Source organism: Microbacterium laevaniformans, assembly GCF_016907555.1.
Classification (GTDB): Bacteria; Actinomycetota; Actinomycetes; order Actinomycetales; family Microbacteriaceae; genus Microbacterium; species Microbacterium laevaniformans.
In genome coordinates this window covers 2,113,482-2,127,101 of the sequence record NZ_JAFBCE010000001.1, presented here as the reverse complement: position 1 = coordinate 2,127,101, position 13,620 = coordinate 2,113,482, and the positions used below count along the sequence as shown (strand labels likewise).

General features: G+C 69.9%; 14 protein-coding genes. 7 read left to right on the top strand and 7 right to left on the bottom strand.

Going from position 1 to position 13,620, the window contains the following annotated elements; all coding sequences use genetic code 11:
• Positions 1–40 precede the first annotated feature (40 nt).
• The 3 genes from JOE53_RS10145 to JOE53_RS10135 form a co-directional block, all read right to left on the bottom strand.
• Positions 41–1,072, bottom strand: coding sequence for an LLM class flavin-dependent oxidoreductase (locus JOE53_RS10145; RefSeq protein ID WP_204947635.1), 1,032 nt, complete (start codon positions 1,070–1,072; stop codon positions 41–43).
• Positions 1,073–1,117: 45 nt separating this feature from the next.
• Positions 1,118–1,609 carry an FBP domain-containing protein gene (locus JOE53_RS10140; RefSeq protein WP_204947633.1) on the bottom strand — a complete coding sequence of 164 codons (492 nt, stop codon included), beginning with the start codon at positions 1,607–1,609 and terminating at the stop codon, positions 1,118–1,120.
• A 184-nt stretch (positions 1,610–1,793) separates the two neighbouring features.
• On the bottom strand, positions 1,794–2,126 hold the full coding sequence (locus JOE53_RS10135) for a hypothetical protein (RefSeq protein WP_204947632.1): 333 nt from the start codon (positions 2,124–2,126) through the stop codon (positions 1,794–1,796).
• A gap of 56 nt (positions 2,127–2,182) precedes the next feature.
• On the opposite strand from JOE53_RS10135, the gene JOE53_RS10130 reads away from it, so the two are divergent.
• From JOE53_RS10130 to JOE53_RS10105, 6 genes are all read left to right on the top strand, one after another.
• The gene (locus JOE53_RS10130; RefSeq protein ID WP_039411528.1) at positions 2,183–3,133 is read left to right on the top strand and encodes an aldo/keto reductase; all 951 of its coding nucleotides are present in this window, start codon (positions 2,183–2,185) and stop codon (positions 3,131–3,133) included.
• Between the two features lie 20 nt (positions 3,134–3,153).
• Positions 3,154–3,900 carry a sulfurtransferase gene (locus JOE53_RS10125; RefSeq protein WP_204947630.1) on the top strand — a complete coding sequence of 249 codons (747 nt, stop codon included), beginning with the start codon at positions 3,154–3,156 and terminating at the stop codon, positions 3,898–3,900.
• A gap of 50 nt (positions 3,901–3,950) precedes the next feature.
• Entirely contained in the window at positions 3,951–5,027 is a 1,077-nt protein-coding gene (locus JOE53_RS10120; RefSeq protein WP_204947629.1) for a DNA glycosylase AlkZ-like family protein, read from the top strand.
• A 33-nt stretch (positions 5,028–5,060) separates the two neighbouring features.
• Positions 5,061–6,026, top strand: a complete 966-nt coding sequence (locus JOE53_RS10115; protein WP_204947628.1) for a squalene cyclase — start codon at positions 5,061–5,063, stop codon at positions 6,024–6,026.
• A gap of 103 nt (positions 6,027–6,129) precedes the next feature.
• Complete coding sequence (locus JOE53_RS10110; RefSeq protein WP_204947626.1) at positions 6,130–7,440, top strand: O-acetylhomoserine aminocarboxypropyltransferase/cysteine synthase family protein; 1,311 nt, start codon at positions 6,130–6,132, stop codon at positions 7,438–7,440.
• Positions 7,437–8,753: an LLM class flavin-dependent oxidoreductase gene (locus JOE53_RS10105; protein ID WP_204947624.1), complete on the top strand. Its 1,317-nt coding sequence runs from the start codon at positions 7,437–7,439 to the stop codon at positions 8,751–8,753. The genes JOE53_RS10110 and JOE53_RS10105 overlap by 4 nt, the downstream gene beginning before the upstream one ends.
• Before the next feature lie 132 nt (positions 8,754–8,885).
• Here the strand turns inward: JOE53_RS10105 and JOE53_RS10100 are convergent, their stop codons facing one another.
• Genes JOE53_RS10100 through JOE53_RS10085 form a run of 4 tightly spaced genes read right to left on the bottom strand, consistent with a single transcriptional unit; the run spans position 8,886 to position 12,075 of the window.
• Positions 8,886–9,815, bottom strand: a complete 930-nt coding sequence (locus JOE53_RS10100; protein ID WP_204947622.1) for an ABC transporter substrate-binding protein — start codon at positions 9,813–9,815, stop codon at positions 8,886–8,888.
• A 36-nt stretch (positions 9,816–9,851) separates the two neighbouring features.
• The gene (locus JOE53_RS10095) at positions 9,852–10,565 is read right to left on the bottom strand and encodes an ABC transporter permease (RefSeq protein WP_204947621.1); all 714 of its coding nucleotides are present in this window, start codon (positions 10,563–10,565) and stop codon (positions 9,852–9,854) included.
• Positions 10,562–11,254 (bottom strand): ABC transporter permease, encoded by a 693-nt coding sequence (locus JOE53_RS10090; RefSeq protein WP_204947619.1) that lies wholly within the window; start codon positions 11,252–11,254, stop codon positions 10,562–10,564. Before JOE53_RS10090 ends, JOE53_RS10095 begins: the two co-directional genes overlap by 4 nt.
• Positions 11,251–12,075, bottom strand: a complete 825-nt coding sequence (locus tag JOE53_RS10085; RefSeq protein ID WP_204947617.1) for an ABC transporter ATP-binding protein — start codon at positions 12,073–12,075, stop codon at positions 11,251–11,253. Before JOE53_RS10085 ends, JOE53_RS10090 begins: the two co-directional genes overlap by 4 nt.
• A 93-nt stretch (positions 12,076–12,168) precedes the next feature.
• On the opposite strand from JOE53_RS10085, the gene JOE53_RS10080 reads away from it, so the two are divergent.
• Complete coding sequence (locus tag JOE53_RS10080) at positions 12,169–13,596, top strand: dihydrolipoyl dehydrogenase family protein (protein ID WP_204947615.1); 1,428 nt, start codon at positions 12,169–12,171, stop codon at positions 13,594–13,596.
• The last annotated feature ends 24 nt before the right edge of the window (positions 13,597–13,620 follow it).

Sequence of the window (13,620 nt, the reverse complement as noted above, 5' to 3'; positions counted from 1 at the left end):
GGATTCGGATCTGCACCTGCGAAACCCGCGAGCGACGGGGTCAGGCCGACGCGAGGGTGGACTGCCAGCCGAGGGCGGGCGCGACGTGCGTCGCGAACGACTCGATGATGCGCAGGTTGAACTCCACGCCCAGCTGGCTCGGGATGGTGAGCATCAAGGTGTCGGCGGACATGACCGCGGCGTCCTGCAGGAGCTGGTCGACGAGCACGTCGGGCGCGGCGGCATACGTCTTGCCGAACGTCGAACGGAAGCCGTCGATGTAGCCGATGCCGTCGCCCTCCTGGCTGTGGCCGAAGTACAGCTCGTCCTCCGCGGTCGTGATGGGGAAGACGGAGCGGCTCACCGAGACCCGCGGCGTGCCGGCGTGGCCCGCCTCGGCCCACGCGGCGCGGAAACGATCGATCTGCTCGGCCTGCAGGATGTCGAACGGGCGCCCGTCGGCCTCGGTGACGAGGGTCGAGGACATCAGGTTCAGTCCCGTGCGTCCCGCCCACTCGGCCATGTCGCGCGAGCCCGCGCCCCACCAGACGCGCGAGCGCAGACCCGGCGCGTGCGGCTCGATGCGCTGCAGTCCGTGACCGCCGCCGAAAGGCGAGTTGGCGTCGCGCTCGGCCAGGCCCTCACCGTCGATCGCGCGCAGGAACAGGTCCATGTGCTCTCGTGCGAGGTCGGCGCCGCGCGGGTCGGATGCCGTGTAGCCGAACTTCTCGTAGCCGCGCACGACCGTCTCGGGTGACCCACGGCTGACGCCGAGAGCCAGCCGACCGTCGGAGATGAGGTCGACCGCGGCCGCCTCCTCGGCGAGGTACAGCGGGTTCTCGTAGCGCATGTCGATGACGCCGGTGCCGACCTCGATCCGCTTCGTCTTCGCGGCCATCGCCGCCAGCAGCGGCATCGGGGCGGCCTGCTGGCGGGCGAAGTGGTGCACCCGCACCGCGACACCGTTGACACCGAGATCGTCCATGCCCTGCGCGAGATCGATCGCCTGGTGCAGCATGTCGGCAGCGGTCAGCTCGCGACCGCCGCCGAGCGGGCCGTAGTGGCCGAACGAGAGAGTTCCGAAACGTTGCATGATGACGACAACGCTACGCTTCCGATATCCATTCCGCTGAATGGGTCAACGGCCGTCGCGGACGCTGCGCACGAAGGCCTCGACGTTCCCGCGCAACGCGGCGATGCGCGTCGCGCGCGCGGCCTCGACGTCGAACCCGATGTATGCCGACGCGGGGCGGCGTCGCACGTTCTCATTGCATTGGAAGCGGTCGCAGGCGAGCGTGCCGACCGTGTCACCGCGCCGCCCGGCGTCGCCGACGCGCTTGGCCGTGAACAGCAGCACGTCGTTGGGCAGATGGATGTCGTTGCACCACGAGCACTGCGCGCGACTCTTCGGTCGCGCGTCGGCCTGTCGCAGCAACAGCCCGGTCGGTTCCCCGTCGAGTTCGACGACGACGTAGCCCACCAGCGCGAGCTTGCGGTCGCGTGCGCCGTAGAACTGCAGCGCGTCCCAGGGTGTGTCGGAGACGCCGTTCGGGAGGGTGAGGCTGCGGCGCTCGGACTGGGTGACGTTGATGAGCGATGCGCGGATCTGCGCTTCGGTGAGTGCGTGCATGAGCATGCCTTTCGTGAGGTCGTAAGAGCGGATGCCCTGGCGGCATCCCTGAAGCGAGGTCGACGTTCGGCGCCGGGCGCGTCTGACACGCGGCTCACGGCGCCGAGGCGAACTCACCTCTCATCGGCGAAGAGCTCGCCGATGACCTCCCTCTGGCCCGCACGTCGGGGGCCGTTCCCGATACTCACCCCTCCAGGCTACGCCTCTGGTCTGCGGTGGTGGCGCGCGGGGGCCGAAGGCCGGTCTCGATCACGATGCGACCGTCCGCGATCACGCCCGGGCCGTCACCGGGAATCGGGGCGGGGGCCGGAGTGATCTGCTCGGCTTCCCACACCGCCTGCGCCTCTGCCACGCTCGGACGCCAGACCTCGTCGAACCCGAAGGAGCCGCCGGACGGCCGAGAGACGGCCTCGCCTCGCCGGCGTCGGCGCGCCGTGTCCCAGGCATACCAGCAGAACCACAATGGTGCCGCGCTGAGGATCACCAGGAAGAACCACATCACGGCAGCCCCGATCATGACGTCAGCGTAAGACCCGGGGAACACCTCCGCCACGGCGGTGGTTGGATCGAAGCATGACCCGCATCGCGCACACCGACATCGACGTCTTCCCCCTCGCCCTCGGCGGCAACGTGTTCGGCTGGACGGCCGACCGCGAGGAGTCCTTCCGGATCCTCGACGCGTTCCACGCCGGCGGCGGCACCTTCATCGACACCGCCGACTCCTACAGCGCCTGGGCGCCGGGACACACCGGAGGCGAGAGCGAGACGATCATCGGCGCCTGGCTCGCCGAGCGCGGCCACACCGACGTCACCGTGGCCACCAAGGTCAGCCAGCATCCGCAGTTCAAGGGACTCGCGGCATCCACCGTCCGTGCCGCCGCCGAGGCTTCGCTGGAGCGCCTGGGCGTCGAGTCGATCGACCTGTACTACGCGCACTTCGACGACGCCGACACGCCCCTGGAGGAGACGGTCGCGGCCTTCGGCCAGCTCGTGTCCGACGGTCTCGTCCGCTACACCGCCGTGTCGAACTACTCCGCCGACCGCATTCGCGAGTGGGTGCGCATCGCCCGCGAGCTGGGCGTCGCCGAACCCGTCGCCATCCAGCCCCACTACAACCTCGTGCACCGCGAGACCGAGAACGACATCGTGCCGGTCGCCGAGGAGTTCGGCCTGTCGCTGGTGCCGTACTTCTCGCTCGCGAAGGGCTTCCTGACGGGCAAGTACCGTTCGACGGATGCCGCCGCGCACGATACCCCCCGCGCGCAGGGAGCGGCCGTGTACGCCACCCCCCAGGGGCTTCAGATCATCCAGGTGCTCGAGCGGATCGGCGCCGCGCACGACGTGTCGATCGCCGCGACCGCCCTCGGCTGGCTGCGCGCGAAGCCGACCGTGGTCGCCCCGATTGCGTCGGCCTCGAAGCTGTCGCAGGTCGCCGACCTTCTCGACGGCGGCCGCGTCGAGCTGACGGCCGACGAGGTGGCCGAGCTCGACGAGGTCTCGGAGTGGACTCCGACCGACATGTGAGCGCGCCGTAGGCTCGAACGGTGTCTGCCGCTCCCGCCGTGCTCAACGTGTCCGCCTACCTGTTCACCGCGCTCACGGATGCCGCGCAACTGCGCGGGCCGTTGCGGGAGCGGGCGGTCGCGGCGGGGCTGAAGGGGACGATCATCCTTGCTGAAGAAGGGATCAATCTCTTCTTGGCGGGTGCGGCTGAGTCGTTGCGCGCCTACCTCGACGAGCTTCGCGCCGACCCTCGCTTCGCCCCGCTGCGGGCTACCGAGAGCTGGTCTTCCGCGCAGCCGTTCCGCAAGATGCTGGTGAAGCTCAAGCGGGAGATCATCCGGATGGACCGCCCGACGATCCGCCCGGCAGAGGGGCGCGCTCCGGTGGTCTCGCCGGAGACGCTGCGCCGCTGGCTCGATCAGGGGCACGACGACGCGGGCCGCGAGGTCGTCATGCTCGACACCCGCAACGCCTTCGAGGTCGACGACGGTGCCTTCGAAGGGGCCCTGGACTGGCGGCTGGAGCGTTTCACGCAGTTTCCGGATGCCGTCGCCGCACATCGTGGCGAGCTGCGCAACAAGACGGTCATCAGCTACTGCACCGGCGGCATCCGGTGCGAGAAGGCGGCGCTCGTCCTTCGCGAGGAGGGCGTCGAGGCCTGGCAGCTCGACGGCGGCATCCTGGGGTGGTTCGCTGCGCAGGGGCAGGCGCACTACCGCGGCGACTGCTTCGTGTTCGATGAGCGCGTCGCCGTCGACAGTGCACTCGCACCGGCCACGGAGGCCTGACGGCGGCACGGGCAGCGGCGCGTGTCCGTGACGGCGAGTACGCTCGCGGCATGCATCACCTGAGTCGGGAGCAGGCGCGACGCATCGCCGTGCGCGCTCAGCTGCTCGACGCCGACCGCCCCGGAGACGTCGTCGAAGTCGGCGAACAGCTCGGGTCGATCAAGATCGATCCCACGGCCACGATCGCGCCCGCTGAGCAGACCATCCCGTTCACCCGGGTCGGCTGGGGGTACGAACCCGGCCAGCTCACCAAGGCGGTCGAGGACGATCGGACGCTGTTCGAGTTCGACGGGCAGTTCCACGCGGCATCCCTGCGGCCTGCGCTGCTCGCAGGCATGCGTGCGCGGGTGTTCCGAGCGCAGGCGGCGGGCTGGTTGGAGGCGAATGCGCGTTTTCGCGCAGACGTTCTCGCGCGCCTGCGCGCCGACGGCCCGTTGCTGGCGGGCCAGATCGACGATACGAGCCAGGTCGCGCACAAGGACGAGGCCGGCTGGTACGGCTCGAACCAGGTGCCGCGGATGCTCGACCTGCTGTCCTACGTCGGCGAGGCGGCGGTCGTCGGTCGCGCGGGCCGGCAGCGTGTGTGGGACCTGGGTGAGCGGGTGTACGCCGACGTGCCCGTGATCGATCCCGACGAGGCGGCGCGCGTGTTGCAGCAGCGCCGGCTGCAGGCCGCCGGCATCGCGCGGCAGAACTCGCGATGGACGCCGGTGGGCACCGTGGGAGAGCCGGCAACGGTCGAGGGATCGTCATGGTCATGGCGGGTCGATCCGGCAGCACTCGCCGCGCTCGACGACGACGCCGGAGGTCGGGTGGCGATCCTCAATCCGTACGACGGCATGCTCTTCGACCGTCCACGGTTGACCGAGCTCTTCGAGTTCTCCTTCGTGCTGGAGCAGTTCAAGCCCAAGGCCCAACGTCGCTACGGATACTTCGCACACCCGATCCTCGTGGGTGATCGCTTCGTCGGTCTTCTGGATGCCGAGCTGGACAAGAAGAAAGAGAACCTCGTGGTGACCGCCGTGCACGAGTTCATCGAGCTCGAACCCGAGGAGCGCGAGATGGTGGACGCCGAGATCGGTGATCTGGCCGACTGGCTCGGTGTTCCCGTCCAACGGGCGCGGTGAGGCGCGCGGGTCTGGCGAGGGAGGGGTGTGCGCATGATCGACGAGACCGTTCGGGACTGGCTGCTCGATTCGGACCCCACGCTGCGATGGCAGGTCGAGCGCGACCTCCTGGACGAACCCGCCGAGGTGTGGCGCGCGACGCGCGCCCGAATCCCTCTCGAGGGCGACGCCGCGCGTCTGCTCTCGTATCAGGACCCCGACGGACAGTGGGCGGGCGGCGCCTTCTTTCCGGACGGCTTCGATTTCGCCACCCAGGATGAGATTCCCGGTCAGCCGTACACCGCGACGACCTGGACACTGACGACCCTGCGCGAGTGGGGGATGGATGCCGCCGCGCTCGGCGACACGGCCGACCGGCTGGCCGTGAGCGCCCGTTGGGAGTACGACGATCTGCCCTATTGGGACGGTGAGGTCGATGTCTGCATCAACGCGATGACGCTGGCGAACGGGGCGTGGCTGGGTCGCGACATGTCGCCGCTCGCCGCGTGGTTTGCCGCTCATCAGCTGCCGGACGGCGGCTGGAACTGCGAGTGGGTCGACGGGTCGGTGCGCTCATCGTTCCACTCGACGATCAATGCCGTGCGCGGCCTGCTCGCGTACGAGGAGCTGACCGGTGACAGCTCTGTGGCGGCCTCGCGGCGACGAGGCGAGGAGTACCTGCTCGCCCGGCGTCTGCGCACCCGCCTGTCGACCGGCGAACAGGTCGGACCCTGGACGGATCTGCTCGTGTATCCCTACCGAGCGCCGTTCAGTGCGCTGAAGGCCGCCGACCACGTCACCGCGGCGGCCGTGCACGACGGCATCCTTCTGGATCCGCGCGCCGCCGACACTCTCGAGATCGTGCGTGCCGGCTGTCAGAGCGACGGTCGCTGGCTGCAGGGGTTTCACTTTCCCGGCGAGGTGTGGTTCCCCTTGGATGTCGAGGTCGGTGAGCCCTCCAGATGGGTGACGTTCCTCGCGCTGCGCGCGCTGTCGCGGGCGGGAGCGGCGTCGGCCTGAGTGGGCCGTCACACGACGAAACGCGATTGGTCCTCCACCTCGCCTGACCGCGACGATGGGTCGGTCATCGACGCCCGATCCGTCGATGCCGACAGGAGGACCCGTGAGCAGGCGAGCATTCACCACACGGCAGCTGCATGACCGGCCGCGGCGAGACGACGGCGCGATCGCGGCGGCCCGTGCGACGCCGATCTATCTCACCGCGGGGTTCGAGTTCGGCGAGTACGACGACGCCGCCGCGCATTTCGGTCGGGGAGAGGGCTACGCGTACACGCGCATCGGCAACCCCACGATCGACGCGGTCGAGCACACCCTCGCCGCGCTGGAAGGCGGCTCGCAGGCGCTGCTGCTGGCCAGCGGACAGGCGGCCACGACGGTCGCGCTGCTCTCGCTGCTCGAGGCCGGCCAGCACATCGTCGCCTCGACGCACATCTACGAGGGCACGCGCGGGCTGCTGCGCGAGAACCTGCCGCGCTTGGGCGTGACGACCGACTTCGTCAGCGAGATCGACGACCTCTCCGCGTGGGAGGCCGCCATCCTCCCGACGACCCGTGCTCTGTTCGCGGAGTCGATCTCGAACGCGAGCAATCGACTCGTCGACATTCCGGCGCTCGCCGCGCTCGCGCATCGGCACGGGATCGTTCTGGTCATCGACAACACCTTCGCCACTCCGTACCTCGTCCGGCCGCTCGAACTCGGCGCCGACGTCGTCGTCCACTCGGCGAGCAAGTTCCTCGCGGGCCACGGCAGTGTGCTCGGCGGCGCGATCGTCGACAGCGGCCGGATCGACGCCGCCACGGTCGCGCACCGGTACCCGCATCTGGTCGCGGCGGGTCGCGGCGGCGCGCCGAGCCTCTTCGAGCGGGTGGGACAGGACGCGCGCATCGCCTATGCCCGTGAGTCGGTCGCCCCGCGATTCGGGCCCACGTCGTCGCCGCTGAACGCCTTTCTGATCGGACAGGGCATCGAGACGCTCAGCCTGCGCGTCGAGCGCCAGAGCGCCAACGCCCAGGCCCTCGCCCAGTGGCTGGAGAGCCGCCCGGAGATCGCTTCGGTCGACTACGTCGGCTTGGCCTCGCATCGCGACCACGAGCTCGCGGTGCGAGACCTCACAGACGGGTTCGGAGCCGTGTTCAGCTTCACCCTCCGTGGCGACGTCGAGACGGCGCGCCGGTTCGTCGAGGCTCTCGAGGTCTTCACGCACATGACGCACCTCGGCGATGTCCGTTCGCTCGTGCTGCACCCGGCATCCACCTCGCACGCGGCTCTGACCGACGCCGAGCGCACCGCCGTCGGCGTGCACCCCGGAACGCTGCGGGTTTCGATCGGCATCGAAGATGTCCACGACCTGATCGACGACCTTTCGCAGGCGCTGTCGGTCGCCAGCGACGTTCCCGTCGCGGTGCTCGCGTGAGCCGTCTCCAGCACTTCGGATGGTTCCTCGCGCGCGGCTTCGGCCCGCACGGCTGGGGCCATCCGTACCTGGACTGGAACTGGCAGTGGACGCGTCCCGAGCTCTATCAGCAGTCGGCGCGAGAGCTGGAGCGTGCCGGTTTCGAGTTCGTGCTGATCGAGGACGCCCCGTCGCTCGGTTCGCCCGACACCATCGACCTGCGGGTGCGGCACGCCTTCGGCGGTCCGAAGCTCGACCCGCTGCTGCTGGCCCCGTGCCTCTTCCAAGCGACGACCCGCCTGGGTGTGATCCCGACGGTCAACCCGGCCGCGTACCTTCCCTACACGGCCGCCCGCCAGTTCGCGACGCTGCAGCATCTGAGCGACGACCGGCTCGGATTGAACGTCGTGACCGACACTGGAAGCGCCCGCCATTTCGGCGACGCCCCGCAGCTGAGCCACGACGCCGCCTACGACCGCGCGGAGGAATGGCTTGACGGGATCCGCGCGCTCTGGAACTCCTGGGGAGAGGGCGCACTCGTGCGCGACACCGCGACCGGCGTCTACGCCGACGGCACCAAGCTGCGTTCGGTACGCCACCGCGGCGAGTACTTCGCTTTCGACGGTCCGCTCAACGCCGTGCCGTTCGAGCGCGGCGAACCCGTCATCGCCTCACCCGGCGGTTCGGGGCGGGGTCTCGGCTTCGCGGGCGCGAACTCCGACGTCCAGCTCGCCCTGGCGCCTCTCACCGAACAGAGCGTGCGCGCCTACCGGGCCAAGATCCACGCCGCCGCGATCGAGCGCGGGCGCTCACCCTCGGACATCACGATCATGTTCGCGATCCAGCCGGTCATCGTCTCCTCGCCGGAGGAAGCCGACCGCGTCGTGGCGGCGTCGGCCCACCCCGACGATGCGGTGTTGCGCGTGATCGCGCAACGGCAGTCCAGCGACCTGGAGACCGACCTCACCGTGCTCGATCTGGACGCCCCGCTGCCGGAGGGACTGTTCGCCGAGCATGTCTCGCAGGGCTCGATCCGCCGGCTGATCGGAGATCGGGATGCCGCGACGGCGCCCCTTCGCGCCCACTTGACCGCCCTCGCGCGAGCCGGGCGCATCTCGGATCGCACCGGCTTCGTCGGAACCGCCGAAGAGTTCGCCGACATGATCGAGGAACTCGGCGAGTGGGGCAACGACGGCGTGCTGCTGTGGGGCGACCTGCACCCGGTCACGATCCACCGCACTCTCGACGATCTCGTTCCGGTGCTTCGTCGCCGCGGCATCCTGCGCGACGAGCTGTCGGACGGCGGCCTGCGCGCGAGTCTGCGCTCGTTCTGAGCCGCGACCGGGGGTGGTCTGCGTTTCGACGCGCTGCCCGCGCTCAACGACCGGGGGATGGAACCCCGGTCGTTGAGCGGGGAGCGCAGCGACGAGTCGAAACGCAGACGAGTCGAAACGCGGCGCGACAGCTCAGCCCAGGCCGTTGGCCTTCAGCCAGGAAGCCGCGATGTCCTTGGTCGACTTCTGGTCGACCTTGGACTCGACGTTCAGCGCGATCAGGCCCTCGGGGGTGAGCTTCGCGTCGACCGCGTTGATCACATCGGCCGCGTCGGCGGGGAAGGAGCTGTTCACGAGCGGCACGACGTGCGACGCGAGGAAGAGTCCCTTCGGGTCCTCGAGCGTGACGAGGTTCTTCGTCTTGATGCTCGGGTCGGCGCTGTAGACGTCGGCCAGCTGGATGCCGCCCGCGACGAGCTCGTCGACGGTCGTGTCGGCCGTGGCGCTGAAGCTCACCGTGACGCCGTAGATGTCCTTCAGCCCGGTGGGGCCGTACGGGCGCTGCTCGAGCTCGGGCGCGCCACCGAGCACGAGGTTGGGCACGTTCGCGAGATCGGCGATGCTCTTGAGGTTGTGCTGCGCCGCGAACGCCGCCGTCACGTTGTACGAGTCCTGGTCGGTCGCCGACGCCTGGTCGAGCACGCTCAGTCCTTCGGGGAGTGCCTTCTTGAGGGCCGCGTACACGTCCTCGGTGGTCGTCGCGGTGGTGCTCTTGTCGAAGTACTGCAGAAGGTTGCCGGTGTATTCCGGGGTCAGCGAGATGGTGCCGTTCTGCAGCGACGGCACGATCGCGTCGCGCTGGCCGATGTTGAACTTACGGTCCACCGTGAAGCCGGCGCCTTCGAGTGCCTGAGCGTAGATCTCGGCGATGATCTCGTTCGAGTAGTACGCCTGGGAGCCGATCGTGATGGTCTCGGACGAGCCGGTCGCACCGCCGGTGGCGGCGGGCTGCTCGAGTGAGCTGCTGGAGCCGCAGCCGGTGAGGGCGAGGGCGGTGACGGTGAGCGCCGTGGCCGCCAGGGCCAGGCGCGCTCCGACGAGGGAGGTGCGCAGTGCGGACATGAGGGGTGCCTTTCGTTGGGTGCTGTGGAGAGGAAGTCAGGATGCCGTGGCAGCCCGGGTCGCCGCCCGCGGCCGGGCGGAGCGCCCGGCGACCCCGGGGGGCACGACGATGCGCTGCAGCAGCGCGAAGACGCCGTCGAGCACGAGCGCGAGCGCGACGACGAGGAGCGAGGCGCCGAGGATCTGCGCGGTGTCGCGCAGCTGGATGCCCTGGATGATGTAGAAGCCGAGCCCCCCGAGGCCCACGTAGGTGGCGATCGTCACGGTGGCGACGACCTGGAGGGTCGCGGAACGGATGCCACCGATCAGCAGCGGCAGCCCGAGCGGGACCTCGACCTTCCACAGGATCTGGCGGCCGGTCATGCCGACCGCGCGCGCCGCGGAGATCGTGGAGCGGTCGATCGCTTCGAAGCCCGCGTAGGCGCCGGCGAGGATGGAGGGGATCGCCAGGATGACGAAGGCCACGACGGCGGCCTGGCTCTTGTAGACGACGCCCACCAGCAGATACAGCAGCACGACCAGACCGAGCGTCGGGATCGCGCGCGCCGCTCCGGACAGGGCGACGGCGAACTCCCGTCCGCGTCCGGTGTGGCCGATCGCCCAGCCGGCCGGCACGGCGATGAGCGCGGCGAGGAGCACCGAGCCGAAGGTGAACGCGAGATGCTGAGCGATCGCCTCGGGCAGGGGGAGCGAGCCGGTGAGGCGGTCGGGGGAGAAGATCCACGCGAAGGCGTCGACGAAGAGGTTCATGCGACCCCCTCCGACGCGAAGCGCCGCAACGCGCGACGCTCGGCCCGACTGCCGTCGCGGTGGGGCGCCCAGGGCATGAGCAGGCGGCCCGCCAGGACGAGCATCAGGTCGAAGAGGAGGGCGATCAGCACGACGATCACCACGCCCGCGAGCACTTCGGGGATGATCCGCCGCTGCAGGCCGTTGGTGAACAGGTACCCGAGGTTCTCGACGCCGATGAGGATGCCGACCGTCGCCAGCGCGATCGTGGAGGTGGCGGTGACGCGCAGACCCGCGAGCAGTACCGGTCCCGCCAGCGGCAGGTCGACGGTCCAGAACCGTCGCCAGGGCCCGTAGCCGACCGCGATGGCGGCCTCGCGGGTGGCGGCGTCGACGGAGTCGAGGCCATCGGTGACGGAGCGTGTCATGATCGCGACGCCGTAGACGGTCAGCGCGATGTTGAGGTTGTTCTCCGACAGGTAGGGGATGCCGAAGACCGCCCACAGCAGCGCGAACAGCCCCAGCGAAGGGATCGTGTACAGCAGGCCGATCGTGGTGAGCACCGAGCCCCGCAAGGCCGTGTAGCGCCACGCGACCCAGCCGAGGGGAAGCGCGATGACGAAGGCCGCGACGATCGCGATCGCGCTCTGGCGCAGATGCGCGAGGGTCAGCCCGCCGATCAGATCGAGGTTGTTGACGACCCAGTTCATGGCGCTCCGTCGACCAGCACGCCCTGTGCGCGGCCCGCGGCATCCACGAGCACGGTGCCGTGCGCGGTCTTCTTCGCGGTGAGGGCGCGTGAGCCCCGCTCGACGCCGACGAATTCGGCGACGAACTCGCTGGCAGGCGCGGCGATGATCTCGTCGGGGGTGCCGACCTGGGCGATGTGGGCGCCCTTTTCGAGGATGACGACCTGGTCGCCCAGCAGGAAGGCCTCGTCGATGTCGTGCGTCACGAAGACGACCGTCTTGTCGAGGTCGCGCTGCAGGCGGATGGTCTCGGCCTGCAGTTCCTTGCGCACGATCGGGTCGACGGCGCCGAACGGCTCGTCCATCAGCAGGATGTTGGGGTCGGCGGCGAGACCGCGGGCGACGCCGACGCGTTGCTGCTGTCCGCCGGAGAGCTGACGGGGGTAGCGATCGGCCAGAGACCGATCGAGCCCGACGATGTCCAGCAGCTCGAGCGCACGCTCTCGCGCCTGCTTCTTCGGCGTGCCGTTGAGGATCGGAACCGTGGCGACGTTGTCGACGACGCTGAAATGCGGAAGCAGTCCCGCGTTCTGCAGCACATAGCCGATGCCGCGGCGCAACTGAACGGGATTCCGATCGCGGATCGGCTCTCCGTCGATCGTGATCTCGCCGCTGGTCGGCTCGATGAGCCGATTGATCATCCGCAGCAGCGTCGTCTTGCCGCAGCCCGAGGAGCCCACGAACACGGTGGTCTTGTGGGCGGGGAGGACGAGGCTGAACTCGTCCACAGCGGTGGTGCCGTCAGCGAAGCGCTTCGTGACGGAGCGGAACTCGATCGCCATACGTCCTCCGGTTCGGATAATCCACCCAACCACATCCCTCCGACACCGTGACAGGGGCTGGAATCTGGCGTCACAGTCGGATATGCGTGGGGGATGGAATCCGCAGAGTACGACCTCATCGTGATCGGTGCCGGGCCGGTGGGCGAGAACGTCGCCGACCGTGCCGTGCAGGGAGGGCTGACGGTCGCGATCGTCGAGTCCGAGCTCGTGGGGGGTGAGTGCAGCTATTGGGCGTGCATGCCGTCCAAGGTGCTGCTGCGGGCGGGCGCGGCCCGCGCCGACGCCGCTGATGCCCCGGGCGCCCTGTCCGCTGCGCCGTCGGGACCCGTCGACGTGGCGGCCGTGCTTCGCCGGCGCGACGAGATCGTGCATGACTGGAACGACTCCGGTCAGGTAGAGTGGCTCGACGGCGCCGGCATCGCTCTCGTTCGCGGCCACGGGCGCCTGAGCGCGCAGCGCGAGGTCACGGTGCGCCAGGACGGGACGGATGCCGTCGTCCTGCGCGCCCGCCACGCCGTCGCCGTCTGCACCGGATCGGCGGCGCTGCTGCCGGACATTCCCGGGCTTGCCGAGGTCGATCCGTGGACCTCGCGCGAAGCGACGGGCGCACAGCAGGTGCCCGCGTCGCTGGTCATCCTCGGCGGCGGCGTCGTCGCCTGTGAGATGGCGACCGCCTACGCGTCGTTCGGCTGCGCCGTCACCGTCCTCGCCCGCTCCGGCCTGCTGAGGGGGATGGAGCCCTTCGCCGGCGATGCCGTAACCGCAGATCTGCGCTCGGCCGGTGTCGAGGTGCGCACCGGCGCCGAGGTCGAGGCGGTGTCGCGGGATGCCGGCACCGGCACCGTCACGGTGACGCTCGCAGACGGAGCGGTCACGGCATCCGAGATCCTCGTCGCGACCGGACGCGTGCCGCGGACGGGCGACGTCGGGCTGGAGACCGCAGGCCTCGAGCCCGGCTCGTGGCTCGACGTCGACGACACGATGCGAGTCCACGGCAGCGACTGGCTGTACGCCGTCGGCGACGTCAACCACCGGGCACTGCTGACCCATCAGGGCAAGTACCAGGCGCGGGCGGCCGGTGACGTCATCGCGGCACGGGCGCGGGGGGCCGCGGTCGACGACCAGCCGTGGGGGACGCACGTCGCGACGGCCGATCATGTCGCCGTCCCCCGGGTGGTGTTCACCTCGCCCGAGGTCGCCGCCGTCGGTATGACGGCCGCGCAGGCGCAGAAGGAGGGGCTCGCGGTGCGGGTCGTGGACTACGACCTCGCGAACATCGCGGGAGCGAGTACCCGCGCCGCCCACTATCGCGGGCAGGCGCGGGCGGTGGTCGACACCGACGGCGACGTGCTCGTGGGCGCGACCTTCGTCGGGGCCGACACGGCGGAGCTTCTGCAGGCCGCCACGATCGCGATCGTCGGCGAGGTGCCGCTGGCTCGGCTGTGGCATGCCGTGCCGGCCTACCCCACCCTCAGCGAGGTGTGGCTGCGGTGGCTCGAGGCGATCGGGCGCCCGGTCTGAGCGCGGCCGATCGCCTCGATCCTC

Excerpts from the sequence above, each read along its gene's own strand:
- JOE53_RS10145 (WP_204947635.1), bottom strand. The coding sequence starts at position 1,072 with ATGCAACGTTTCGGAACTCTCTCGTTCGGCCACTACGGCCCGCTCGGC.
- JOE53_RS10140 (WP_204947633.1), bottom strand. The coding sequence starts at position 1,609 with ATGCACGCACTCACCGAAGCGCAGATCCGCGCATCGCTCATCAACGTC.
- JOE53_RS10135 (WP_204947632.1), bottom strand. The coding sequence starts at position 2,126 with ATGATCGGGGCTGCCGTGATGTGGTTCTTCCTGGTGATCCTCAGCGCG.
- JOE53_RS10130 (WP_039411528.1), top strand. The coding sequence starts at position 2,183 with ATGACCCGCATCGCGCACACCGACATCGACGTCTTCCCCCTCGCCCTC.
- JOE53_RS10120 (WP_204947629.1), top strand. The coding sequence starts at position 3,951 with ATGCATCACCTGAGTCGGGAGCAGGCGCGACGCATCGCCGTGCGCGCT.
- JOE53_RS10115 (WP_204947628.1), top strand. The coding sequence starts at position 5,061 with ATGATCGACGAGACCGTTCGGGACTGGCTGCTCGATTCGGACCCCACG.
- JOE53_RS10100 (WP_204947622.1), bottom strand. The coding sequence starts at position 9,815 with ATGTCCGCACTGCGCACCTCCCTCGTCGGAGCGCGCCTGGCCCTGGCG.
- JOE53_RS10095 (WP_204947621.1), bottom strand. The coding sequence starts at position 10,565 with ATGAACCTCTTCGTCGACGCCTTCGCGTGGATCTTCTCCCCCGACCGC.
- JOE53_RS10090 (WP_204947619.1), bottom strand. The coding sequence starts at position 11,254 with ATGAACTGGGTCGTCAACAACCTCGATCTGATCGGCGGGCTGACCCTC.
- JOE53_RS10085 (WP_204947617.1), bottom strand. The coding sequence starts at position 12,075 with ATGGCGATCGAGTTCCGCTCCGTCACGAAGCGCTTCGCTGACGGCACC.
- JOE53_RS10080 (WP_204947615.1), top strand. The coding sequence starts at position 12,169 with ATGGAATCCGCAGAGTACGACCTCATCGTGATCGGTGCCGGGCCGGTG.